Source organism: Pseudomonas sp. 10-1B, assembly GCF_000935045.1.
Taxonomy (GTDB): domain Bacteria; phylum Pseudomonadota; class Gammaproteobacteria; order Pseudomonadales; family Pseudomonadaceae; genus Aquipseudomonas.
Genome location: NZ_JYKS01000031.1, coordinates 34,026 through 58,616, shown reverse-complemented (window position 1 = coordinate 58,616; position 24,591 = coordinate 34,026). Strand labels below are relative to the sequence as shown.

Sequence of the window (24,591 nt, the reverse complement as noted above, 5' to 3'; positions counted from 1 at the left end):
CTTGCCGGCGATAGGGCCAATACTGCCCCCACATTCCTCATGGTTGAACTCATTTACCGCAACCCGCTAAGGTCGCGGCCTTGATCCACGAGAGGCAACCATGGGCTACCTGATAATCGTCGCGCTGATCCAGGCGTTTTCCTTCAACCTGATCGGCGAGTACCTGGCCGGGCATGTCGACAGTTATTTCGCCGTGCTGGTACGCGTGGTGCTGGCGGGCCTGGTGTTCCTGCCGCTGACCCGCTGGCGCCAGGTCGAGCCGCGCTTCATGCGCTCGATGCTGCTGATCGGTGCGCTGCAGTACGGCATCACCTACGTCTGCCTGTACCTCAGCTTTCGTGTACTCACGGTGCCGGAGGTGCTGCTGTTCACCATCCTCACACCGCTGCACGTGACACTGATCGAAGACGCCATGAACCGGCGTTTCAACCCGTGGGCGCTGCTGGCCGCCCTGGTGGCCGTGGCCGGTGCCGCGGTGATCCGCTTCGACAGCATCAGCGGCGAGTTCTTCATCGGCTTCCTGCTGCTGCAACTGGCCAATTTCACCTACGCCGCCGGCCAGGTGCTGTACCGTCACCTGGTCGCACGCAACCCCAGCGACCTGCCGCATTACGCCCGTTTCGGCTACTTCTACCTCGGCGCCTTGCTGGTGGTGCTGCCGGCCTTCCTGCTGTTCGGCAATGCCCAGCATTTGCCGAGCACCGATGTGCAATGGCTGGTGCTGCTGTTCCTGGGCCTGTGCCCGACGGCATTGGGCCTGTACTGGTGGAACAAGGGCGCGTGCCTGGTCTCTGGCGCCACGCTGGCGGTGATGAACAACCTGCATGTGCCGGTAGGGTTGCTACTGAACCTGCTGATCTGGAACCAGCACGAGCCGCTGGGGCGGCTGTTCATCGGCGGCGCGATCATCCTGGCGTCGGTGTGGATGAGCCGTTTGGGCGGGCGCGCGCAGACGCCGTTGGCCGGCAAGGCCTGACATGCACACCATTTTCGTCATCGTCGCGCCGATCTTCGCCTTGATCCTGGTCGGCTACCTGTGCCGCAAGACCAACAAGCTGGGTGACAAGGCCGCCGCCGAGATCAACAAGATGGTGGTCTGGCTGTGCCTGCCGGCGCTGCTGTTCAAGGTGACCGCTACCGCCACCTGGAGCGAGATCTGGCACCCGGGGTTTATCGTCGCCTTTGGCGCGGGTGCCCTGGCCATGTTCATGATCACGCTGGCGTGGCGGCTGTACAGCGGCCATGGGCTGGTGGCATCGAGCATCGATGGGCTCAGTGCGGGGTATGCCAATACCGGCTACATCGGCATCCCGCTGTGCCTGCTGCTGTTCGGCCAGGCGGGTTTGCAGCCAGCGCTGATTTCGTCGTTGATCGTGGTGTGCCTGGTGTTCGCCATTTCGCTGACCTTGATCGAGGTCGGGCTGCAGGAAGAACGGCAGATCGGCCGCGCCATCCTGGTGGTGAGCAAGGCGCTGGCGAAGAACCCGCTGGTGATTTCGCCGCTGGCGGGGGCTGGCTGGGCCATGACTGGCCTGGGGTTGGCCGAGCCGGTGATGCATTTTCTCGACATGCTGGCGTTGGCCACCACGCCTTGCGCCTTGATATCGCTGGGCGCTTTCCTGGCGGAAAAACGCACAGGTACACAGGCCAGCCCATGGCCATTGGTGGGGCTGAAACTGGTGGGGCAGCCGGCGTTGACCTGGGTGCTGGCGTTCAAGGTATTCAGCCTGCCGAGCATGTGGGCGGCTTCGGCGGTGCTGCTGGCGGCACTGCCGACCGGCACCGGGCCGTTCATGCTGGCGGAGTATTACAACCGCGAGGCGGGGCTGATTTCACGGACGATCCTGTTGTCGACCGTGGCTTCGCTGGTGACCTTGACCGGGTTGTTGTACCTGCTGGGGTATGCGGGGTAGCTGCTGGCCTCTTCGCGGGTACTGCACATGACTTGAGTCTTGTGGTGCCTGTCCTGGCCCTATCGCCGGCAAGCCAGCTCCCACTGGATCACCACAGATATTGAAATCTGCTCAGTACCTGTGGGAGCTGGCTTGCCGGCGATGGGCTGCAAAGCAGCCCCGGCAATCTCAAGCCTCGCTCATCTCTTCCAGGCGACGCGGCACAGGCTCTTGCGCGACACGCCCGCTCAACCCCGCCCGCATGTCATTGCCACTCGGCTGCTGATACAAGCTCAAGCCGAACTCCGGCAACACCGCCAGCAAGTAATCGAAGATATCCCCCTGGATTCGCTCGTACTCCGCCCACACCGTAGTGGTGGTGAAGCAGTAGATCTCCAGCGGCACGCCTTCAGCCGTGGTCTGCATCTGCCGCACCATGCACGTCATGTTCGGGTGCACGTTGGGGTGGTTCTTCAAATACGCCAGGGCAAATGCGCGGAAGGTGCCGATGTTGGTCAGCTTGCGGCGGTTGGCCGACAGCTCGGCCACAGGGCCCAAGGCTTCGTTCCAGTTTTGCAACTCCTGGCGCTTGCCGGCCAGGTAGTCGCCAAGCAGGCTCACCTGGCTCAGGCGCTGCTCTTCTTCGCGGGTGAGGAAGCGTACCCCAGCCGCATCAATGAACAGGCTGCGCTTGATCCGTCGGCCACCGGACTGCTGCATGCCGCGGTAGTTGCGGAACGACTCGCTCATCAGGCGCCAGGTGGGGACAGAGACGATGGTCTTGTCGAAGTTCTGCACCTTGACCGTGTGCAGGGTGATATCCACCACGTCGCCATCGGCACCTACCTGCGGCATTTCGATCCAGTCACCTACATGCAGCATATCGTTGCTGGTCAGCTGCACGCTGGCGACGAACGACAGCAGGGTGTCCTTGTACACCAACAGCAGTACCGCCGACATGGCACCCAGGCCGGACAGCAGCAACAGCGGCGAACGGTCGATCAGGGTGGCGATGATGACGATGGAGGCGAAGATCCACAGCATCATCTTGGCCAGTTGCACGTAGCCCTTGATCGAGCGGGTGCGGGCGTGCTCGGTGCGGGCATAGATATCCAGCAGGGCATCCAGCAGGCACGACAGCGCCATGGTCATGAACAGCAGGGTAAAGGCCAGGGCGACGTTGCCAAGGAAGTGCTGGGCGGTGTCGGACAGCTCCGGCACCAGTTTCAGACCAAATTGCAGCACCAGTGATGGCGTGGTTTGCGCCAGCCGGTGGAACACTTTGTTGTGGCGCAGGTCGTCCAGCCACTTCAGCGCCGACTGGCGGGCCAGCAGGCGGGCGCCATGCAGCACCAGGAAGCGGGCCAGGCGACCGATGATCAGGGAAATCAGCAGCAGCACCGCCAGGCCGATGGTGGCGTGCAGTATCGGATGTTGGTCGAGGGTGCCCCACAGGTCGAGGGAGTCACGCCAGATTCTTTGGATATCCATAAGCTTGCTTACAGTCTTTTTGCGAAACGAAGTGCCATTAGAACGCGGATAGCAGCAAAGTTGCCAAAAGAAATTCGGCTCCAGCGACAGAAAACGTTACCCTATGCAACTTGAATTTCCCGCACTTGCCTGAGGTTACCTCCGTGTTCTCCCAATTCGCCCTGCATGAACGCCTGCTTAAAGCCGTGGCCGAGCTTAACTTTGTCGAGCCAACCCCGGTGCAGGCCGCGGCCATCCCCCTGGCCCTGCAAGGGCGTGACCTGCGTGTGACCGCACAGACCGGCAGCGGCAAGACCGCGGCCTTCGTGCTGCCGCTGCTCAACCGCCTGGTCGACCTGCGCGAGCGCCGCGTGGAGATTCGTGCGCTGATCCTGTTGCCAACCCGCGAACTGGCCCAGCAGACCCTCAAGCAGGTGCAACTGTTCTCGCAGTTCACCTACATCAAGTCGGGCCTGGTCACCGGTGGCGAAGACTTCAAGGAGCAGGCCGCCATGCTGCGCAAGGTGCCGGACGTGCTGATCGGCACCCCGGGCCGCCTGCTGGAGCAACTCAATGCCGGTAACCTCGACCTGTCCCACGTGCAGGTGCTGATCCTCGACGAAGCCGACCGCATGCTCGATATGGGCTTCGCCGAAGACATGGAGCGCCTGTGCAAGGAATGCGAGAACCGCCAGCAAACCTTGCTGTTCTCCGCCACCACCGGTGGCGCGGCCCTGCGCGACATCATCGGCAAGGTGCTCAAAGACCCTGAGCACCTGATGCTCAACAGCGTCTCGCAGCTGGCCGAAGGCACCCGCCAGCAGATCATCACCGCTGACCACGACCAGCACAAAGAGCAGATCGTGCAGTGGCTGTTGGCCAACGAGACCTTCGACAAGGCGATCATCTTCACCAATACCCGCGCCCTGGCCGACCGCATCTATGGCCACCTGGTGGCCAAGGACGTGAAGGCTTTCGTGCTGCATGGCGAGAAAGACCAGAAGGACCGCAAGCTGGCCATCGAGCGCTTCAAGCAGGGCAGCTCCAAGGTGCTGGTGGCCACCGATGTGGCGGCCCGTGGCCTGGACATCGACGGCCTGGACTTGGTGATCAACTTCGACATGCCGCGCAGCGGCGACGAGTACGTGCACCGTGTGGGCCGTACCGGCCGTGCCGGTGGCGAAGGCTTGGCGATCTCGCTGATCACCCACAACGACTGGAACCTGATGTCGAGCATCGAGCGCTACCTCAAGCAGCAGTTCGAGCGCCGGGTGATCAAGGAAGTGAAGGGCGCCTACAGCGGGCCGAAGAAGGTCAAGGCCTCGGGCAAGGCGGCCGGCAGCAAGAAGAAGAAGGTCGAGAAGAAGTCTGGCGACAAGAAGACGGCGGCCAAGCGCAAGCCTACCGCCAAGCCGAAGGCCAACGCGCCGCTGGCCAGCGCTGACGGCCTGGCACCGCTGAAAAAGCGCAAGCCTGCGGCTGAGTAAGGCGATACTGCAGGCAATCGCGTTCTTGTGGGAGATCACCCAGCCCTATGGGCTGCGCTGTCGCGCAGAGAACTCAATTCGTAAGCGTGACGCGGCCTCTGTGGGAGCGGGCGTGCCCGCGAAGAATCCAACGCGGTGGGTGGCACCGGCTGCGCCGGTGTTCGCGGGCACGCCCGCTCCCACAAAGTGCGCCTTTCAACGGCTCCACTTCATTCAGCCTTCTTTTCCGCCTGCTTCAATTCCTTGATCCGCTTGTCAATCAACTGACACTTGTCGGGCAAGTCCTTGCTCGCCGTCCCCAGGTCCATCCCCTGAAGTTCGTCATTGATCTCCTTGGCCTTCTGCGGGTTCTGCTCGGTCAACTGGGTAACCAACCCGGCCAGCTCTTCACGTTTCTGCGTCGCTTCTTCCGGTGTGCAGGCCCAGGCGGGCAGGGCGCAGAACAGGGCGGTGGCGCAGGCAATCGGTAGCAGCGGTTTCATCCTTTCTACCTCCAGCGGTGGCTATGCGCGGTGGAGGGCTGTGGGCGCAGGGAAGTTCAGGGCTCGCGACCGGTGGATAATTTCCACTGTGACGGTAGTCCGTTTCTGAAGCGTATCCATTTGCCTCAAATGCCATTGAGCAGCGTGCTGCATCGCTCTAGTCTCGGTGGAAAAGAGGGAGTACTGTATGTACGTCTGTAAATACATGGCGTCCTATGTTTTTTGAGTGGGACGAAGCGAAAAACCAGATCAATATCCGCAAGCACGGCATCGACTTTGCCGACGTTCCAGACATGTTCAATCATCCCATGCTGACCCGGCGTGATGAGGATGTGGGATGTGCTGAAGAGCGTTGGGTCAGCCTCGGATGGCTAAAGGCGCTGATTGGCGTCGTCGTGTATACGGAGAGGCGGGGTGAGGTGGTGCGTATCATTTCCGCAAGAAAAGCCACCAAACGGGAGGCCAGACACTATGACCAAATCATCGAGAACTGACTGGAGCCGCCTGGCTCGACAGGACGACAAGGATATCGACACTTCGGATATCCCAGAGCTGGACCAGGACTTTTTTCGCCAGGCCGAACTGCGCGTTCCGGCAAAGCAGACGGTGACCATTCGCCTGGACTCCGATGTCCTAGCCTGGTTCAAAGAGCAGGGCAGCGGCTACCAGACCCGGATAAACCAGTTGCTGCGGCAGTACATGCAAGCGCAACAACGCCAGCGCTGAGATCTTTCGGAACGCCCGGCAATGCCGGCAGGTCCCAACCTGTGTACCCCTTCCGTCCACAGCAGGAGCCCGTAGCCATGAGCATCGCCTACGACTGGGACCTGATCGAACGCTTGTTGCACGAGGTGCAGAACGGCGCCGGTCACAGCTTCACGCCACGCCCCTATGCCGAGCAGCACGCCGCGGCACTGGCCGCCAAGGGAGATCCGGTGGGCGACCTGGACCACCTGAAAACCCGTGCTTGCGAGTATGAGAAGCTGCTGTTCGAGCGCGGCTTCATCGAAAGCCGAGCCGAAGAAGACGGCGGCAATGGCGAAAATTTCGTGCTGACCGAACGTGGTTCGCGCCTGATGAGCCTGATCGACAGCAGCATCCCCGGCTTCGAGCACCCGCGCCAGGTGCTGGATGAGCAGGAAGATGCGCTGGATGAGACCACTTTCGAGCAGGTGTCGGCGAAGGCCCAGATCGCTTGATGTCGTTTTGAGGCTGGCAAGGGCGGCCATGGAAAACCGATAATCGGTAGTTCCTGAACGCTGCCGAGCCCTTGCCATGCCAATGACTACCCCACAGGCCCGCCCATGAGTGCGGTCCGCAAGAACCCTGACGCCTTCGCCTTCCAGGTGATGCTGGCGCTGTGCCTGATCTGGGGCTGCCAGCAGGTACTGATCAAGACCGCTGCAGTCGACATCGCCCCGGTGATGCAGGCAGCCCTGCGCAATGGCATCGCTGCCGTGCTGGTGGGCCTGATGCTGTGCTGGCGTGGGGGCTGGGAGCAGGTCGGCAGCACCTGGCGCGCCGGGTTGGTGGCAGGCGGGCTGTTCGGCGTGGAATTCCTGTTCATTGCCGAGGGCCTGAAGCTGACGTCGGCGGCGCATATGTCGGTGTTCCTCTATACCGCCCCGGTATTCACCGCGTTGGGCCTGCATTTCCGGCTGCCCAGTGAGCGCTTGCGGCTGCTGCAATGGTTGGGAATTCTGCTGGCCTTCGGTGGCATTGCCATGGCCTTTGCCGGCGGCATGTCTTTCGAGCACATGGATGGCCGTACCTTGCTGGGCGACGCCTTTGGCGTGATCGCCGGGCTGGCTTGGGGCGCGACCACCGTGGTGGTGCGTTGCTCGCGGCTTTCGGAAGCGCCGGCGACCTTGACCTTGTTCTATCAGTTGGCGGTCGGCTTTGCCGGGCTGTTGCTGATTGCCCTGCTCAGCGGGCAGATCGGTGCGGTGTCGCTGACCCCGCTGGCGATGGGCAGCGTGCTGTTCCAGGGTATTGTGGTGTCGTTCATCAGCTACCTGACCTGGTTCTGGCTGCTGCGCAAGTACCTGGCGTCGAACCTGGCGGTATTCTCGTTCATCACCCCGCTGTTCGGGGTGACCTTTGGTGTGTTGTTGCTGGATGAGCCGCTGAGCGTAAACTTCGTGGTCGGGGCGTTGATGGTGCTGCTGGGGGTGATCCTGGTGAGTGCCGAGCCTTGGGTGAAGCAGCAACTGCGGCGGTTGGTCGGGTGATGTATTGCCTGGCCCGGCCTCTTCGCGGGTGAACCCGCGAAGAGGCCGGATCAGACAATCAAAATTCAGGGTGTAATCCTGGCCTGACAGGCACCCACCTGTTGTGCTCCGCTGGTAATCAGCACCAACCCCCCAGCCACCCCCAACCCGCCCGCCGCCACCATCAGCGCCGGCTGCAACCCACCGCTGTAATGGCTGCTGAGCGCCGCCAGCAGCGGCCCGCTCAACTGCCCCAGGGCAAAACACGCCGTCAGCAGCCCGGCATTGCGCTGCGTAGCATGCGGCGCCAGCTCCCGCGAGCGCTGCATCACCAATTGCATACAGGCCAGGAACGGCCCGCCGCACAGCACCACGCCCAGCGCCAGCCCGACACCCCCGCCCATCAGGCAAGCCAGCACACCCAGCCCTTGTAGCCACAGGGTAGCGGCCAGCCAGGCCGAGGTGCGGCCGCCGCGCCGCAGGCTCACCAACAGCACACCCAGCGCCGCCGCCAGGCCGAACGACGGCCAGAACAGGTCGGCCAGCCACTGCCCGTGGAACTGCTGGTTGGCCATCTGTGACAGGAATGTCGCCGGCAGGATGTAGCCCACCCCGTACAGCGCATATACCAACCCGAGGCGGCCGATACCGACACTGCGGGTGGGACCGTGCCGTGCTGGGGCGGGTGCCGCTTGCAGTGCCTGTGGCAGCCAAGGCCGGGCGGCCAGCAGCATCGCCAGTGCAGCCACGGCATAGATCAGCCACAGCGCCGCCGAGCCCAGCCCCAGCAAGTGCGCCATGAGTGCCAGCAGGCCGGTCACGGCGATACCCAGCCCAGGCCCGGCGAACACCAAGGCACCCAGGCGCTGGCGGTTGTGGGCAGTGGCCAACTGCTGGCTGAGGCTGGTGATCATCACCAGCACCCAGGCACTGGCCACGCCGGTGCCAAAGCGCAGCAGCAGGTGGCCCCAGAACCCGTCGGCGGCCCATGAGGCCAGGGTCAGCAGCACGCACAGCCACAGCCCACCCTGCAGGCGCAGGCGCACCTGGCCTGCTGAGCGGGCGAACATGGCGTCCACCGCACCGACGAAATAGCCCAGGTAGTTGGCTGCTGCGACCAGCCCGGCGACCGTCAGGTCGAACTGGCCTTCGGCGATCAGTTGCGGCAACTGCGGGGTGAGGGCGAAGCGGCCGATGCCCATGGCCATCATCAGCGCCACGGCGCTGGCCAGCAGTTGAATGAGTGGCGACATGACAGGTCTCCTGCGCGGATATAAGCGATGACTGGCAGGTTAGGGCGCTTTAGTTTTCAATAAAATTGAATAATGATGATCAAGTTGTTCTGTTTTGGAGAATGCTCGTGGAGTTCAGCCAACTGCGTATCTTCCAGGCGGTTGCCGAGGAGGGGTCCATTACCGTGCCGCCGAGCGCCTGCATCGGGTGCCGTCGAACCTATCGACGCGCCTGCGCCAACTGGAGGAGCAATTGGGTGTCGAGCTGTTCCTGCGCGAGCGCCAGCGTTTGCAGCTATCACCAGCAGGCAAGGTGCTGCTGGACTACGCCAACCGCATGGCGGCCTTGCGTGACGAGGCGCTGGCGGCCGTGCGGGGCGGCCAGCCGGCCGGCGATTTTGTGTTGGGGACCATGTACAGCACGGCGGCGATCCATTTGCCGGCGTTGCTGGCGCGCTATCACCAGGCTTACCCGGCAGTGAACCTGCAGGTGCGCGCAGCGCCCAGTGGCGAGCTGCTCGAAGGCTTGCTCAGCCACAGCCTGGATGCTGCCTTGGTGGATGGGCCACTGAGCCTGGCCGGCCTGGATGGCGTGCCGCTGTGCGATGAGCAATTGGTACTGATCACCAGCCCCGAGCACCCGGCAGTGCACAGCGCCAAGGATGTCGCGGGCAAGGCGGTATTCACCTTCCGCCAGGGCTGCTCGTACCGCATGCGCCTGGAGGCCTGGTATGCCCATGCTCATACGCCCATGGGCCGGGTGATGGAGATCGAGTCGTACCAGAGCATGCTGGCCTGCGTGATCGCTGGTGCGGGGGTGGCCATGATGGCGCAGTCGATGCTCGACAGCCTGCCCGGGCGCGACCGGGTGCGGGTGCATCGCTTGCAGGCGCCGTTCGATCAGGCAGTCACCTGGTTGATGTGGCGCCAGGGCATGCGCGGGGCGAATCTGCAGGCGTGGATCGACCTGCAACAAAGCGAAACGATTAACCAATCGTCGGAATGCGCCGGTTCGGCTTGATCCGCGTCAAAATGGCCCTTATCTGTAAGAGTAGAGGCATGCGTAATACAGGACATCGGGCTATGATCTGTATGAAGCATCGCAGGATTGATTCGCCGTGAGGCTGACCCGTCAAGGGGGCACTATGAATAAACCACTGTCCAACTGGCTCCACGACCTGGCTGTCGCCCTGGGGCTGATTCCACCACCCTTGCAGCCGGTGCCGATCCCGACTGATGAAGAGCAGCGCAAACGCCAACCGCGTCGTCGCTGAGTCGCTGATAAGGACAAAGGCCGCTGTATCTGGATGGATACAGCGGCCTTTTTGTGTCTGAAGAAAATCTGTTGCCTGTACTGGCCTCTTCGCGGGCAAGCCCGCTCCTACAGGGGGCGTATTCCATTGTAGGAGCGGGCTTGCCCGCGAAGAGGCCAGTACAGGCGGCCGAGCTCTATCAGGCCAGCTTCACCGCAGCCGCCGATTTACGCGACATCAGGCTTACCACCACAAAGCTCACCAGCCCAACCGCCAGGCTGTAATAGATCGGCGTGTTAGCCTCCAGACCATCCTTGAACATGAACAGCAGCGCGGTGGCAAAGCCCAGCGACATGCTGGCGATGGCCCCGGCGGTGGTCGCGCGCTTCCAGAAAATCGCCCCGATCAGCGGGATCAGCATGCCGCCGACCAGCAGGTTGTAGGCCAGGGTCAGGGCGTTGATCACATCGTTCACCATCAGCGCGATACCCAGCACCACCAGCCCGGTGAGCAGGGTGAACAGACGGCTGATACCCAGGCTCGATTGCTTGCCACCGCGCAGCTTGGGCAGCAGGTCTTCGGTCACGGTGGTGGACGCGGCCAGCAGGCCGGCACTGGCGGTGGACATCATCGCCGCCAGGGCCGCTGCCATCAGCAGGCCACGGATGCCATCGGGCAGGGTGGTCTTGATCATCTCGGCAAAGGCATTGTTCGGGTTGGCCAGGTCGGGCATCAGCACGTGTGCGGCCATGCCGATCGCAGCGCAGGCCAGGCCGTACAGCACGCAGTACACACCAGCGGTGGTACCGGCACGTTGGCAAACCTTCTCGTCACGGGCAGTGAACACCCGCTGCCAGATGTCCTGGCCGATGAGGATGCCGAAGAAGTAGATCAGGAAGTAGGTGATGATGGTGTCCCAGCCGATGGTGGTCAGCTGGAAGCTGGCCGCCGGCAGCTTGGCCACCAGGGTGTCCCAGCCACCGGCCTTGTACAGGCACACCGGCAGCAGGATGAACATCAGGCCGACGGTCTTGATCACGAACTGGACGATGTCGGTCAGGGTCAGCGACCACATGCCGCCAATGGTGGAGTACAGCACCACCACACCGCCGCCGAGCAGCAGCGAGGCCCAGAACGGCAGGTCCAGCAGCACCTGCAATACGGTGGCCATGGCCAGGGTCGAGGTGACGCCGATCATCAGCGCGTAAGCCAGCATGATTACGGCGCTGGCCTGGCGTGCGGTCGGGTTGTAGCGCTGCTCCAGCACCTGGGTCACGGTGAAGATGCGCAGGCGCAGCAACGGTTTGGCCAGGAACAGGTTGATGGCGATGATGCCCAGGCCCAGGGCCGCGCACAGCCAGAAACCGGAGATGCCGTGGACATAGCCCAGGCGCACGGTGCCGACGGTGGACGCGCCACCGAGCACGGTGGTGGCCATGGTACCCATGTACAGGACCGGGCCGAGGTTGCGCCCGGCCACCAGATAGTCCTCATGGGTTTTCGCGCGCCGCATGCCATACCAGCCAAGCCCGAGCATGCCGGCGGTGTAGATCATTACAACAATGATGTCCAAGGCCATTGGGGGTCTCCCGATTATCTTTATTATGGCGAGATCGACCACGCGGGCGGGGTTCACGGCGCCCGGCGGTCTTGTCGTGTGTTGGCGGGCCTCAGTGGCCCTCCCGCATGGCTCCTGCCGTGGTACTTTCTAGAGACTTGCACTTAACCCCTGTGGGAGCGGGCGTGCCCGCGAACAAGGGCGCAGCCCTTGCCATGCACAGATGTTGTCAGTGCTGGCCCCTTCGCGGGCTCGCCCGCTCCCACAGGGGGAGATGTTGCAGCCGCTCAGCGGCGCACTACACCTGGCAGCACGCAAAGCATCTCGAACAGCAGGTTGGCGCCAAGCAGCGAGGTATTGCCGGTGGTGTCGTAAGGCGGGGAGACTTCGACGAGGTCACAGCCGATCAGGTCCAGGCCGTGGCAGCCGCGAATGATCTCCATCGCCTGGATGGTGGTCAAGCCGCCGATTTCCGGGGTGCCAGTGCCAGGCGCCCAGGCCGGGTCGATGCCGTCGATGTCGAACGACAGGTAAACTGGGCCGCCGCCGACCTTTTCCCGCACTTCGGCCATCAATGGCGCCAGCGATTTGTGCCAGCATTCTTCGGCCTGGACCACGCGAAAGCCCTGGCGGCGGCTCCAGTTGAAGTCGTCGGCGGTGTAGCCCTGGGCGCGCAGGCCGATCTGCACCACGCGGTCGCAATCGAGCAGGCCTTCTTCCACGGCGCGGCGGAAGGTGGTGCCGTGGGCGATCTTCTCGCCGAACATGTGGTCGTTGACGTCGGCGTGGGCGTCGATGTGCACCAGGCCGATCTTGCCGTGCTTCTTGTGCAGCGCACGAAGGATCGGCAGGGTGATGGTGTGGTCGCCACCCAGCGTCAGCGGGATGATGTTGTGCTCGAGGATCTCGTCATACGCTTCTTCGATGATGCGCACGGCGTCCAGCAGGTTGAAGGTGTTGATCGCCACGTCACCGATGTCGGCCACCGACAGCGAGTCGAACGGTGCAGCCCCGGTGGCCATGTTGTACGGGCGGATCATCACCGATTCGGCGCGGATCTGCCGTGGGCCGAAGCGGGTGCCGGAGCGCAGCGATGTACCGATGTCCAGGGGCACGCCGATGAAGGCAGCATCCAGGCCTTCGGCGCTTTGCAGGTGGGGAAGACGGAGCATGGTGGCGATGCCGCCGAAACGCGGCATTTCGTTGCCGCCCAGTGGTTGGTGGAGGATCTTGTCCACGGTGGGCCTCATCAGTCGGTCGATTGTTCTGTTTGTTCGAACCTGTGCCGCCGCGCGCCTTTCAAGTGTGGTACTGCCGGCGGGCAGGGACATTTCGGCCAAGTCTGCTGAAGGTAGTGCCGGGGAAGAATCGCTACCGGCAAAAACTTAGTTCATGATTTTCTGAACTAAAGGCTGAAGGAGCGGTTAGACTGCGCGCAAATACCGTTGCGGAACCGTTGCACCATGGCCTCGACCCTGCCCGACCTGAAACTGCTGCGCATCTTCGTCAGTGTGGTGCGCCACCAGGGCTTCGCCAATGCCCAGCGCGAGTTGAACCTGTCGACCTCGGCCATCAGCACCTATATGAGCCAGCTGGAAGGCGCCCTGGGTATCGTGCTGTGTCACCGTGGCCGGGGCGGTTTCAGCCTGACCAGCAAGGGCGAGCTGTTCCACCAGGAAACCTTGCGCCTGCTGGCCGAACTGGATGGCTTCGAGCAATATGCCGCGGCCCTCAAGGGCGAGTTGCGCGGCACTCTCAACCTGGGCGTGATCGACTCCACGGTCGGTGACCGGGCCTTGCCGCTGGCCGAGGCCATCGGTGCCTACAGCCAGGAACACCCGGCAGTACACCTGCACTTGTCGGTGTCCAGCCCGTACGAGCTGCAACTGGGCGTGCAGGACAACCGCCTGGACCTGGCCATCGGCGCGTTTTCCTCACGCATGAGCGGCCTGCTCTACCAGCCGTTGTACCGAGAACAGCACTGGCTGTACTGCAGCAGCCGCCACCCGTTGTATGGCGAGCGGCGCATCCCCGAGCAGGTGGTGACCCAGCAGCGCATGGTCGGGCGCGGTTACTGGAGCCAGGCCGAACTGGCCCGGCATGGCTTCAAGCACAGCGCGGCGACGGTGGAGAGCATGGAGGCGCAGTTGATCTTGATTCTTTCCGGGGCCTATATCGGCTACCTGCCCGAGCACTATGCGCAGGCCTGGGTCGACAAGGGGGACTTGCGCGTACTGTCGCCTTCCACCTTTGGCTACCAGGCACCGTTTTCGCTGATCATTCGTCGTGGGCGAAGCCGCGAGCCATTGATCCAGACCTTCCGCGACCTGTTGAAAAGCCAGCTCAATGTCGGCTGAAGGAAATGCAGGCTGTCGGCAGGCGTTAAATTTTTGTCGTTGTGGGGCCGCCAGCCTAATGGCGTTCTGCTACATATCAATCATGCGTTGTTGATTACTCTTCCTTTCCAGCCCCAAGGATCGCCCAGATGCGCATGAATTTGCCCGTCACTGAGCACGAAAGAACCTTCTCCAGCGATCAACGCCTGATTTCCACCACGGACCTCAACAGCCGCATCACCTACTGCAACGACGCCTTTGTGGCGATCAGCGGGTTCACCTACGACGAGCTGGTCGGCCAACCCCACAACCTGGTGCGCCACCCGGATATGCCGCCAGCGGTGTTCGGCCATATGTGGGAGACCATCAAGCAAGGCAAACCATGGATGGGCGTGATCAAGAACCGGGCGAAAAACGGTGACTACTACTGGGTCAGCGCCTATGTCACGGCGATCTACGAACAGGGCCGCATCAGTGGCTATGAGTCGGTGCGCTCGGTGCCCACGCGCGAGCAGATCCACCGCGCCGAGGCGTTGTACGCACGCTTGCGCGGCGGCCGCGCGCCGGTACCGTGGGTGGCTCGGTTAGGGCATGGCCTGAGCCACGGCTGGCCGCTGCTCGGTGCAGGCCTGCTATCGGCAGCGGGTTACCTGTGGCTGCCGCCTTACGCGGCGCTCGGGGTGCTGATGGCCAGCCTGCTGCTGGCCTGGTATCTGGTCGAACACCGGCAGAACCAGGCCATTCGTCGCACGCTGGCCGAGCACCCCAAGGCCTTCACCAGTCCGCTGGTGGCGCTGACCTACAGCGACAACCCGGGCCTGCAGGGCCAGCTCGACCTGGCCATCATTAGTGAGGAGGCGCGCCTGCAAACGGCCCTGACTCGTCTGGTGGACGCTGGGGTCGGGGTGAAGTCGCGGGCGGCGCAGTCGTCCGACCTGTCCGATGCCCAGGCGCAGATGCTCGACCGCCAGCGCAACGAGACCGACCAGTCCGCCACGGCCATCGCGCAGATGGCCGCGACCATTCAGCAGGTCACCCACAACGTGCAGAGCACGGCGCATGCGGCGGGCGACGCCGACCAGCTGGCGCAGCAAGGCAGTGAGCTGGCCCTCAAGAGCCTGAAAGCCATGGGCAGCATGAACGATGCGGTCAATGACATCGGCCAGGCGGTCAATGCCCTGGCCGAGCAGACGCAGTCGATTGGCAGCGTGGTGGATGTGATCACCTCGATTGCCGAGCAGACCAACCTGCTGGCGCTCAACGCCGCCATTGAAGCGGCGCGCGCCGGCGAGCAGGGGCGCGGCTTTGCCGTGGTGGCCGACGAAGTGCGTTCGCTGGCCCAGCGCACCCGCGCCTCGACTGAGGAGATCCACCAGATTATCGCGTCGTTGCGTGCAGGGGCCGAGCGCGCGGTGAGCACCGCCAGCCGTGGCGAGCAGATCTCGCGGGACAGCGTGCACAGTGTCGAGGCAGTGCAGGCGGCGTTGAGCGGGATTGCCCAGGCGGTCAGCCGCATCACGGGCATGAGCCAGCAGATGGCGACGGCGTCGGAGCAACAGAGCCATGTGGCCGAGGACATCAACCAGCAGATCGTGAGGATTGCCCATCTGTGCGATCAGAGTGCCGGGCAGGCCAGGCAGGGGGCGGAAATCAGCCAGGACCTGGAGCGTATGGCGGAGTACCTGCATAGCCTGGCGGAGCGGTTCAACCGCTGAAATCGCGGGGGCCGCCTTGCGGCCCAATCGCTTGTAGGAGCGGGCTTGCCCGCGAAGCAGGCAACGCGGAGGCTGGCACGGGCTTTGCCCGTGTTCGCGGGCAAGCCCACTCCTACAGGGCCCGCAAAGCGGGCCCCGGTTCTGTGGCAAAATGTCCTCGCCAAGGAGAACCCGATGCCCAGACCCCGCTGCGAGCGCTGCCAGCGCCCGCTCGACCATTGCCTTTGCCCACTGATCCCCGCACTCGACAGCCGTACCCGCGTCATCCTGTTGCAGCACCCCAGTGAAACCTCCCACGCCCTGAACACCGCGCGCCTGGCCGCCCTTGGCCTGAACAACGCCGAGCTGCGGGTAGGCGAGGTGTTCGATGACCTGGATCAGTTGCTGGCCACGCCCGGCTACCGGCCGGCACTGCTGTTCCCGGGCGATGACGCCCAGGTGCTGAGCGCCTATGACAAGGCGGATGCCAAGCCCTTGCTGCTGATCGTGCCCGACGGCACCTGGCGCAAGGCGCGCAAGCTGCTGTACCTGAACCCGGTGCTGGAGGCGTTGCCGCGGGTGACGCTGGGGGCGGTCGCGCCTTCACGCTACCGGTTGCGCAAAGCGCCGGAGGCGGGGGCGTTGTCGACCATCGAGGCGGTGGTGGGGGCGTTGAATGCGCTGGAGCGACCTGCCTGTTTCGATGCGCTGCTGGCGCCATTCGAGGCCTTGATCGAAGGGCAGATCAGGGCCATGGGGAAGGAGACGTTCCAGCGCAACCATGGTACCGAGTGAGGACTGGGGGCTGCTTTGCAGCCCTTCGCGGGCACGCCCGCTCCCACAGAGACCGCGTATTTCCAAATCTCAGCGCCAAACCTGTGGGAGCTGGCTTGCCGGCGATGGGCCGCAACGCGGCCCCGGCAATCTCAAGCCGATCAACGCATCTCAGGCAAACGCGCCTCGGTGCGCACTTCGGTGGTCGCCAGCGCTTCTGGCGGCAGCGAAATACGCTGCTTGCTCAGCAACTCACCCATGGTTGCCAGTACCCGGTAGCGCGAGAACTCCTCGGTATAACGCACCTCGGTGTAGCGGCGGTCGGCGTTGTACAGCTCGTTCTCACTGTCGAGCACGTCGAGCAAGGTACGCTGGCCCAGGCCGAACTGGTCCTGGTAGGCAGCACGCACGCGCTTGGTGGTCTCGGCGTATTCGCGCGCGGTCGGCAGCTGCTTGCTCGCGTTGTTCATGGCGTTCCACGCCAGGCTCAGGTTCTCGGTCAGCTCGCGCAGGGCGTTGTTGCGGATGTCCAGGGCCTGGTTGATCTTGTGCGCATCGGACTGCAGGCGGGCCTTGTCGCTGCCGCCGCGGAACAGGTTGTAGTTCATCTCGACGCCAGCTTGCCAGTCGTTGTTGTTGTGGCCTTTTTCGCCGCCGGTGTTGTTGTTGGCACCAGTGGCCAGAATGGCGTCGAAGCGTGGGTAGAAGGTCGACTTGCCCACTTCGTATTGCTGCTCGGCGGCGTTCACGTCAGCCTGGGCAGACTTGATGTAAGGGTTGTTCTGGCGCATGCCGTTGCGCGCTTCGTCGAGGCTGCCTGGCACCTCGCCCTTGATGCTCTGCGGGCTTTCCAGTTCGTCCGGCATCCGGCCGATGACGCTGAAGAAGTTGGCCTCGGCATCGGCCAGGTCGACTTCGGCGGTGTCCAGGTTGTTTTCCGCCAGGGCGCGACGTGCGCGGGACTGGTCAAGGTCGGCGGTGCTGCCGACGCCGCGCTCGTTGCGCAGGCCGATCTGGTCGTTGACCCGCAGGTGGGCTTGCAGGTTGTTCTTGGCCAGGGTCACCAGTTCACGGCGCTTGAGCACTTCCAGATACACCTCGACCGCGCGCAGGGCGACATCCTGGGCAACTGCCTGGGTGTAGTAGGCGCGAGAGGTGGAGACCGCCTCGGTGCGGCCCACTTCGTTCGAGGTGTTGAAGCCATCGAAGATCATCTGCCGCAGGCGCAGTTCGGACTGGGTGTAGTTGAGGGTTTCCTTGTTATGGTTACCTTCTGCCCGGGTATTGACGTTGTCCGACCGCTGGCGGCCGTAGCCCGCGACCAAATCCACGGAAGGGTAGTAGCCACCACGCGCAAACTTCACGTCCTCATCGGCCGACAGCTTGCTGTTGCGGTTGGAGCTGACTTGCGGGTGGTAGTCCACGGCGCTTTGGACCGCTTCGGTGATCGACATCGCCTGTACGTTGGCACTCGCCAGGGCCAACAGTAATGCACTGGTGATGGGGTTCAAAACGCGCATGGTACATCTCCCTGATCTTGAAATGATCCTGCTGATCGCCAAAAAAATGACGATAAAGATATCGCTTATAGTGTTGCAGGTTTTTAACAACACAGCTAAGTACATTCAATGAGATAGATAAGAAGATTTATTCATATCAAGTTGATATTATAGATCAATATTGTCTAATTGGCTTGCGTGAAAGTGCTGGATACAGGCGCGTAAAAAACCTATAAAGCCAATAAGCACAAGGCTTTCGCCAAGTTCCAGAATTATTTCGGATAAGGGGAATGCCAGTTAGGCGAAAGTGATATTTGGCGACAATAAATTGTCACCTGGGCTTTTGCAGGGTTTTCTGCCGAAGGATATACAGGCTTACCAGCACGGCGCTGGTCAACATGAAGGTGCGCGCCCAGAACAGGGGGACCAGGTAACACGAAAGACCAATGCTGGCCCACATCAGGCCGATGGCGTAGACCTTGCCCTTGAGGGGGATGCCTTCACCACTGAGGTAGTCACGGATCCACGGCCCCAGCTTGGGGTGATGGACCAGCCAGTGATGAAAGCGCGGCGAGCTGCGGGCAAAGCAGGCTGCCGCCAATAGCAGGAACGGGGTGGTGGGCAATACCGGCAGGAAGATCCCCAGCACCCCTAGTGCGACGCTGAGCCAGCCGATGGCCAGCAGCAGGTAGCGCACAGGCGAATCAATGGTGGCGTGGCTTGAGCAGCGCCGGTTTTTCGTCAGGGGCGTGCAGCAGCAGGAACAGCGCGGTCAGCGCTTCGGGGATCTGTACGATCATGTCATCCTGCAGGTTGGCGTTGCTGGCGATGTCGGCGAATTCCGGTTGCTCGTCGAACAGGCCCGAGCCGACCATGATCGGCAGCAGCATCTCGCTGACTTCTTCCTCGGCGTTCTCGAACCAGGCCTCTTCACGCAGGAACACGCCTTCCATGAAGCCGATGCACCAGCCGCGCAGGTCGGAATCGTCCGGCTCGTCGGTCAGGTCGAGGTCGCACGGCAGTTCGAATTCGTCGTCACTGGCCAGCTGGCGGGCGATGTGTGCCTTGAGGGCCACCAAGGTAGCTTCGATCTCGGTACGCTGGGCGTCGCTGGCGTAGTGCGGTTCTTCTGCGAACAGGGCGTCGATCCATTCGCGCTCGGGTACTTCCTCGGCGTTGATCGACAGGGCGGTGAGGTAGCCGTGGGCGGCGACATAGTCCAGCGCTTCTTCGTGCAGCTCATCGGCGTCGAGGAAGGCTTGCAGGCGGGTCAGTTGCTCGGCGAAGGACATTACAGGGCTACCTTGGGGGAATAAACGATAACGAATTCTAGCACCTTGCAGCGGCAGCGGGGCAAAGGGAACGTCTATCGTGGTAGTGCCCTGCGCAGTGCGGTGCTGCGGTATACTCCGCGATTTTTCATCCAGGGGCAGGTTTTGCCAGCTGCCTGGCAAAAACCGCTTACGCATTCGGCGTGTGCGGGGCGGGTTTTTCGTCCAGCCTGTGTCCAGGATGGTACGGCGATTTGTGGAGTTGCACATGCTCGAACAGGCTCAGCGCGTTCTCAAGGACATCTTCGGCTACGACAGTTTCCGCGGGCGCCAGGCAGCGATCATCGAATGCGTGGCCAATGGCGGCGATGCCCTGGTGCTGATGCCCACCGGTGGCGGCAAGTCGCTGTGTTTCCAGGTACCGGGGCTGCTGCGCCCGGGCCTGACGGTGGTGGTCTCGCCGCTGATCGCGCTGATGGACGACCAGGTCGCCACGCTCGATGAACTGGGCGTGCCGGCTGCCGCGCTCAACTCCACGCTGACGCCGGAGCAGCAGCGTGAACTGGCCGGGCGCCTGCGCCGTGGCGAGGTGAAGATGCTGTACCTGGCGCCGGAGCGCCTGGTGCAGCCACGCATGCTCGACTTCCTGCGTGACCTGGACATCTCGTTGTTTGCCATCGACGAGGCCCACTGTGTGTCGCAATGGGGCCACGATTTCCGCCCCGAGTACTTGCAACTGGGCCAGTTGGCCGAGCTGTTCCCGCATGTGCCGCGGATCGCCCTGACCGCCACCGCCGACATGCGCACCCGCGAGGAGATTGTCCAGCGCCTGCACCTGCAAGGCGCCGAGCGTTTTCTGTCGAGCTTCGACCGGCCCAACATCTTCTATCGCATCGTGCCCAAGGAGGCGCCGCGCAAGCAACTGATGGCCTTCCTTGGCGAGCGCCGCGGCAACGCCGGCATCGTCTACTGCCTGTCGCGCAAGAAGGTCGACGAAACCGCCGCCTTCCTCTGCGACCAGGGCTTCCCGGCGCTGCCCTATCACGCCGGCCTGGCCGCCGAGACGCGTGCGGCCAACCAGCACCGCTTCCTCAACGAGGAAGGGCTGATCATGGTCGCCACCATCGCCTTCGGCATGGGCATCGACAAGCCCAACGTGCGCTTCGTCGCCCACCTCGACCTGCCCAAGTCGCTCGAGGCCTACTACCAGGAAACCGGCCGTGCCGGCCGTGACGGCCTGCCGTCCGATGCCTGGATGGCCTACGGCCTGCAGGACATGGTGATGCTCAAGCAGATGCTGCAGAACTCCGAAGGTGACGAGCGCCACAAGCGCATCGAACAGCACAAGCTCGACGCCATGCTGGCCCTGTGCGAAGAAACCCGTTGCCGCCGCCAGTCGCTGCTGGCCTATTTCGACGAAATCCTCGAACAGCCCTGCGGGCACTGCGACAACTGTGTCGACAAGGTGCAGACCTGGGATGCCACCGAGCCGGCCCGGCAGGCGCTGTCGGCGGTGTTCCGCACCGGCCAGCGCTATGGCGTAGGCCATCTGGTCGACGTGCTGTTGGGCAAGGACACCGAGAAGGTGCGCAACTTCGGTCACGAGAAGCTTTCGGTGTTCGGCGTCGGCAAGGGCCTGGCCGAGGTCGAATGGCGTTCGCTGTTCCGCCAGCTGGTAGCACGCGGCCTGGTCGACATCGACCTGGAAGGCTACGGCGGCCTGCGCCTGTCCGATAGCTGCCGGCCGCTGCTGCGTGGTGAGGTGACCTTGCAGCTGCGCCGTGACCTCAAGCCGCAGACCGCCTCCAAGGCCTCGTCTTCCAGCGGTGGCAGCCCGGCCAGCCAACTGGTACGTGCTGAAGAGCGCGAACTGTGGGAAGCGCTGCGCACCCTGCGACGCAAGCTTGCCGAGGAGCACAGCGTGCCGCCCTACGTCATTTTCCCCGACTCGACGCTGCTGGAGATGCTGCGCAGCCAGCCGGTCAGCCTCAGCGACATGGCCCAGGTCAGCGGTGTGGGCGCGCGCAAGCTGGAGCGTTATGGCCAGGCCTTCCTCGAAGTGCTGAACAACAGTGGCGGTACCGAGGAGGCGCCGAAGGTGGTGCTGGACCTGCGCCACGAGCTGGTCAGCCTGGCCCGCGCCGGCATGACCCCGGCGCAGATCGCCGGGCAGCTCAACTGCAGCGAGAAGAACGTCTACAGTCTGCTGGCCGAGGCGTTGGGCCGCCAGGAACTGAGCCTGGACCAGGCCCTCGACCTGCCGGAAGACCTGCTGATGGAAGTGCAGGATGCCTTCCTCGATGGCGAGGGCGAGCTGCCACCGGTGGCGGCGATTGCGCCGCTGTTCGGGGCGCGGGTGCCAGAAGGCGTGCTGTATTGCGTGCGGGCGGCGCTGGCGGCCGAGTTCGAACTGTGACCAGTAGCGAGTTCGAGGGCAAACCCGCCATCTGCTGACCTTTGTCATGATTTTTGACGATTATCGAACATTCCACCGTGGCCGAGCCTTGCCTCGTGGGGCCGGGCATGGTTAGCTGCCTAATAATTAGATCTGCTCAATGAGTTGCTTATGCCCCTGAACGACAACCAACACCGCTTCGGCATGCAGCTGGCCCAGATGTCCCGGGGTTGGCGTGCCGAACTGGACCGCCGCCTGGCCGGGCTCAACCTGTCCCAGGCGCGTTGGCTGGTGTTGCTGCACCTGGCCCGTTTCGAAGAAGCCCCTACCCAGCGTGAGCTGGCCCAGAGCGTGGGCGTCGAAGGCCCGACCCTGGCGCGTCTGCTCGACAGCCTGGAGGCGCAGGGGCTGGTGCGTCGGCAGGCGGTGCTGGAGGACCGGCGGGCGAAAAAGATCCTGCTGTGCCCGCCGGCCAAGCCGCTGATCGAGCAGATCGAAACCATTGCCAATCAGCTGCGGATCGAGCTGTTTACCGGGGTTGACGAGGCCGACCTGCAGGTGTGCATGCGGGTGCATGCGAAGATCCTGGCCAACCTCGAGAAGTCCTGAACGGCCATTGGGGCCGCTTTGCGGCCCTTTCGCCGGCAAGCCAGCTCCCACCTCGACCGCATTCGCCTCAGGCCCTGTGCGGTCCCTGTGGGAGCTGGCTTGCCGGCGATGAGGCCAGTCCAGGCAATACAAGACAGTTGCTCCCAAACCAACCGCATCGACCGCAAGTCATATGCAGTACCTGTGGGAGCTGGCTTGCCGGCGATGAGGCCCTAGAAGGTATGCCCCAGGTTCAGGTACACCGCCTGCTCATGCGCACTGTTGGCCCCGTAAGTGAGATTCAACGGCCCCAGCGGCGTTTCCAGCCCCAGGAAGATACTCGCCGCATTGATATAGCCACTGTCGAACTCGTTGTCGTTGTTCCACGCCCGCCCGCGCTCCAGCGAGCCGCCGATGTACAGCGGGAAGTCCAGCGGCACATAGGCCCGCGGCGTCAGGCGGCGGTAGTAGACCATGCGCAGCAGGCTCACGTTCTGCCCTGATACCGAGTCCTGGCGGAAGCCTGACAGCTCGCGCGCCCCGCCCATAACGAAGCTCGAGGTCACCACTTCGGTGTCGTCCAGCGTACGCCCGTAGCGCCCACCCAACACGAAGGTGTTCGGCCCACTGCTGATGGCCTTGTCCAGGCTGAACAGCCACTGCCGGTAATCCTGGTCGGAGTCCAACGATTTGTCGTACTTGCGCAAGGTCAGGCCTATGTCCTCGCCCTGGTGCGGGAAGTACAGGTTGTCGAGGGTATCGAACGAGTATTTCAGCTCGTAGAAGCCTTCGTTGAAACTGACCTTGGGCAGGTCCTGGTCGCCGATGCGCACCTCGGCCTCGCCCCAGGCCTTGCCCACGCCCAGGCGCACTTCACCGCTGTTGCCGATCTGCCGGCCCAGGTTAAGGCCAAAACCGTAGCGCTCCAGGCGGTACTCGGCGACGGGGTCGTTGTCCAGGGTGGCCTCGATGTTCTGCGAGCCAAAGTCCAGGTATGGTGCGACGAAGTAGCGCGAACCCACGTCCAGCGGCTGGTAGAACTCGCTGTACAGCTCTTGCTGGTCGCCGATCTGGCCACGGGTCAACCACTCGGCGCCGAGGCTGTTGATGCCGTTGACGCGGTAGCTGGCGCCCAGGTTGAAGGCGCTATCGCCGCGCAGGTCGTCCGACAGGTTAAGGCCCAGGCGCAGGTAGTCGGTGCCGCCGCGTCGGCCACGGGCATTGATCACCAGGGTGTTGTCGTCGCCCTTGTGCACCACGCGGTACTGCACCCGGTCGAAGTAATCCAGGCCGTACAGCGTGCCCATGTCGGTCTGCAGGCGGCCCAGTTCCAGCGGTGCACCGATCGGCTGGCGGATGTACGAGCGGATGACGTCGTCGCTGACCTTGGAGTCGTTCTCGATCCTGATCGTGCTGATCACCGGCGTGCGCTGGCGCGGCGAGCGAGCCACGGCCAGGCTGCTGTCGCCCTCGAGCTGGCGCAGGGCGGCCAGGCGCGGGTCGAGCAGGCGGGTGGCGCGGTAGCCGGCGTCGATCATTTCCTGGGCTTGGCCGAAATCGGTCACGCCGAAGGCGGCCAGCGGTGGCTGGATGAGGATATCGTCGTGGTGCAGGCTGGCCAGTTGTTCCTCCGAGTTGCGCCGGGTCATCAGGGTGATCGACTGGTTCAGCACGTCGACCACGGTCAGCAATTGCTTGCGGTCGCGCAGCGGCGTGCCGATGTCGACCACGATGGCCAGGTCCACGCCCATCTCACGGGCCACATCGAGCGGAATGTTGTCGACCATGCCGCCGTCCACCAGCAGCCGGCCATCCAGCTCGACTGGGGCGAACACCGCGGGGATCGACATGCTGGCGCGGATCACCTGGGGCAGGTGGCCGCGGCGGAATACCACTTTTTCACCACTGGCAATGTCGGTGGCCACCGCGCGGAAGGGGATGGGCAGTTTGTCGAAGTCACGGGTGTCGGCGGTATGCGCCAGCTTGCTTTCCAGCAGCAGCGCCAGGTTCTGACCCTGGATCACCCCCAGCGGCAGGCCCAGGCTACCGTCGTCGCGAAAGCTGAGTTTCTGCTTGACCAGGAAGTCGCGGTCATCCTGCTTGCGCCGGAACGGCACGTCCTTGCGTGGCGGGGCGTCGGACAGTGCCTGTTGCCAGTCAAGGGTAGTGGCGAGCTTTTCCAGCTCCTCGACACTGTAGCCCGAGGCATACAGCCCACCGACCACCGCGCCCATGCTGGTGCCGGCGATGGCATCGATGCGCACCCCCTGTTCCTCCAGGGCCTTGAGCACACCGATGTGGGCCAGGCCACGGGCGGCGCCGCCAGACAGCACCAGGCCGACCTTGGGCCTGGCGGGCTCGGCGGCGATTGCTGCGAGGCAGGTGAGGGTGAGCAGAAGACAGAGCAGCGAACGGTGCATCGTGAGTCTCAAACCGTGGGCGAAAGCCCG

Annotated in this window: 22 protein-coding genes and 1 pseudogene; 14 read left to right on the top strand and 9 right to left on the bottom strand. The window is 63.4% G+C overall.

The genetic code is table 11. From position 1 onward, the window contains the following. The first annotated feature begins 100 nt into the window (after positions 1-100). Both TZ03_RS17315 and TZ03_RS17310 read left to right on the top strand, forming a co-directional pair. Positions 101-976 carry a carboxylate/amino acid/amine transporter gene (locus TZ03_RS17315; RefSeq protein ID WP_051099430.1) on the top strand — a complete coding sequence of 292 codons (876 nt, stop codon included), beginning with the start codon at positions 101-103 and terminating at the stop codon, positions 974-976. A 1-nt stretch (position 977) separates the two neighbouring features. After that, positions 978-1,913 carry an AEC family transporter gene (locus TZ03_RS17310; protein WP_051099429.1) on the top strand — a complete coding sequence of 312 codons (936 nt, stop codon included), beginning with the start codon at positions 978-980 and terminating at the stop codon, positions 1,911-1,913. Positions 1,914-2,081: 168 nt separating this feature from the next. Here TZ03_RS17310 and TZ03_RS17305 read toward each other — a convergent pair whose 3' ends face one another. After that, entirely contained in the window at positions 2,082-3,383 is a 1,302-nt protein-coding gene (locus TZ03_RS17305) for a mechanosensitive ion channel family protein (RefSeq protein ID WP_051099428.1), read from the bottom strand. Between the two features lie 143 nt (positions 3,384-3,526). Here TZ03_RS17305 and TZ03_RS17300 point away from each other — a divergent pair, with 143 nt between their 5' ends. After that, on the top strand, positions 3,527-4,849 hold the full coding sequence (locus tag TZ03_RS17300) for a DEAD/DEAH box helicase (protein WP_051099427.1): 1,323 nt from the start codon (positions 3,527-3,529) through the stop codon (positions 4,847-4,849). A 209-nt stretch (positions 4,850-5,058) separates the two neighbouring features. On the opposite strand, the gene TZ03_RS17295 is transcribed toward TZ03_RS17300, so the two are convergent. After that, on the bottom strand, positions 5,059-5,331 hold the full coding sequence (locus TZ03_RS17295) for a hypothetical protein (protein WP_051099426.1): 273 nt from the start codon (positions 5,329-5,331) through the stop codon (positions 5,059-5,061). Positions 5,332-5,546: 215 nt separating this feature from the next. Between TZ03_RS17295 and TZ03_RS17290 the strand changes: the two genes are divergently transcribed. From TZ03_RS17290 to TZ03_RS17275, 4 genes are all read left to right on the top strand, one after another. Continuing rightward, entirely contained in the window at positions 5,547-5,825 is a 279-nt protein-coding gene (locus TZ03_RS17290) for a BrnT family toxin (RefSeq protein WP_051099425.1), read from the top strand. Next, entirely contained in the window at positions 5,803-6,057 is a 255-nt protein-coding gene (locus TZ03_RS17285) for a BrnA antitoxin family protein (RefSeq protein WP_004576871.1), read from the top strand. The genes TZ03_RS17290 and TZ03_RS17285 overlap by 23 nt, the downstream gene beginning before the upstream one ends. A gap of 77 nt (positions 6,058-6,134) precedes the next feature. Beyond that, complete coding sequence (locus TZ03_RS17280; protein WP_051099424.1) at positions 6,135-6,530, top strand: hypothetical protein; 396 nt, start codon at positions 6,135-6,137, stop codon at positions 6,528-6,530. 105 nt (positions 6,531-6,635) lie between these two features. Then, positions 6,636-7,562 carry a DMT family transporter gene (locus TZ03_RS17275; RefSeq protein WP_051099423.1) on the top strand — a complete coding sequence of 309 codons (927 nt, stop codon included), beginning with the start codon at positions 6,636-6,638 and terminating at the stop codon, positions 7,560-7,562. Positions 7,563-7,627: 65 nt separating this feature from the next. On the opposite strand, the gene TZ03_RS17270 is transcribed toward TZ03_RS17275, so the two are convergent. After that, positions 7,628-8,794, bottom strand: a complete 1,167-nt coding sequence (locus TZ03_RS17270; RefSeq protein WP_051099422.1) for an MFS transporter — start codon at positions 8,792-8,794, stop codon at positions 7,628-7,630. Positions 8,795-8,901: 107 nt separating this feature from the next. On the opposite strand from TZ03_RS17270, the pseudogene ptrR reads away from it, so the two are divergent. Together ptrR and TZ03_RS31755 are read left to right on the top strand one after the other, a co-directional pair. After that, a pseudogene (gene ptrR / locus TZ03_RS17265) lies at positions 8,902-9,794 on the top strand (putrescine utilization regulator PtrR). Between the two features lie 124 nt (positions 9,795-9,918). Further along, positions 9,919-10,047 (top strand): PA1414 family protein, encoded by a 129-nt coding sequence (locus TZ03_RS31755; protein ID WP_009683677.1) that lies wholly within the window; start codon positions 9,919-9,921, stop codon positions 10,045-10,047. A gap of 178 nt (positions 10,048-10,225) precedes the next feature. Here the strand turns inward: TZ03_RS31755 and TZ03_RS17260 are convergent, their stop codons facing one another. Together TZ03_RS17260 and speB are read right to left on the bottom strand one after the other, a co-directional pair. Further along, positions 10,226-11,605, bottom strand: a complete 1,380-nt coding sequence (locus tag TZ03_RS17260; RefSeq protein WP_051099421.1) for a sodium:solute symporter — start codon at positions 11,603-11,605, stop codon at positions 10,226-10,228. A gap of 266 nt (positions 11,606-11,871) precedes the next feature. Beyond that, positions 11,872-12,822, bottom strand: coding sequence for an agmatinase (speB, locus tag TZ03_RS17255; protein WP_051099420.1), 951 nt, complete (start codon positions 12,820-12,822; stop codon positions 11,872-11,874). Between the two features lie 225 nt (positions 12,823-13,047). On the opposite strand from speB, the gene TZ03_RS17250 reads away from it, so the two are divergent. From TZ03_RS17250 to TZ03_RS17240, 3 genes are all read left to right on the top strand, one after another. Beyond that, a complete protein-coding gene (locus TZ03_RS17250; protein WP_051099419.1) occupies positions 13,048-13,941 on the top strand; it encodes a LysR family transcriptional regulator in 894 nt (297 codons plus the stop codon). Between the two features lie 128 nt (positions 13,942-14,069). Next, entirely contained in the window at positions 14,070-15,635 is a 1,566-nt protein-coding gene (locus tag TZ03_RS17245; protein WP_051099418.1) for a methyl-accepting chemotaxis protein, read from the top strand. Positions 15,636-15,809: 174 nt separating this feature from the next. After that, a complete protein-coding gene (locus TZ03_RS17240) occupies positions 15,810-16,409 on the top strand; it encodes a tRNA-uridine aminocarboxypropyltransferase (RefSeq protein WP_051099417.1) in 600 nt (199 codons plus the stop codon). Between the two features lie 140 nt (positions 16,410-16,549). Here TZ03_RS17240 and TZ03_RS17235 read toward each other — a convergent pair whose 3' ends face one another. The 3 genes from TZ03_RS17235 to TZ03_RS17225 form a co-directional block, all read right to left on the bottom strand. Then, positions 16,550-17,908, bottom strand: coding sequence for a TolC family outer membrane protein (locus TZ03_RS17235; protein ID WP_051099416.1), 1,359 nt, complete (start codon positions 17,906-17,908; stop codon positions 16,550-16,552). A gap of 310 nt (positions 17,909-18,218) precedes the next feature. After that, positions 18,219-18,584, bottom strand: coding sequence for a YbaN family protein (locus TZ03_RS17230; protein ID WP_051099415.1), 366 nt, complete (start codon positions 18,582-18,584; stop codon positions 18,219-18,221). A gap of 7 nt (positions 18,585-18,591) precedes the next feature. Continuing rightward, the gene (locus TZ03_RS17225) at positions 18,592-19,179 is read right to left on the bottom strand and encodes a YecA family protein (RefSeq protein WP_025340148.1); all 588 of its coding nucleotides are present in this window, start codon (positions 19,177-19,179) and stop codon (positions 18,592-18,594) included. Positions 19,180-19,426: 247 nt separating this feature from the next. Here TZ03_RS17225 and recQ point away from each other — a divergent pair, with 247 nt between their 5' ends. Together recQ and TZ03_RS17215 are read left to right on the top strand one after the other, a co-directional pair. Next, positions 19,427-21,574: a DNA helicase RecQ gene (recQ, locus tag TZ03_RS17220; protein WP_051099414.1), complete on the top strand. Its 2,148-nt coding sequence runs from the start codon at positions 19,427-19,429 to the stop codon at positions 21,572-21,574. A 150-nt stretch (positions 21,575-21,724) separates the two neighbouring features. Next, positions 21,725-22,162, top strand: a complete 438-nt coding sequence (locus TZ03_RS17215) for a MarR family transcriptional regulator (RefSeq protein WP_051099413.1) — start codon at positions 21,725-21,727, stop codon at positions 22,160-22,162. A gap of 212 nt (positions 22,163-22,374) precedes the next feature. Here TZ03_RS17215 and TZ03_RS17210 read toward each other — a convergent pair whose 3' ends face one another. Next, positions 22,375-24,561 (bottom strand): patatin-like phospholipase family protein, encoded by a 2,187-nt coding sequence (locus TZ03_RS17210; protein ID WP_051099412.1) that lies wholly within the window; start codon positions 24,559-24,561, stop codon positions 22,375-22,377. Positions 24,562-24,591 lie beyond the last annotated feature (30 nt).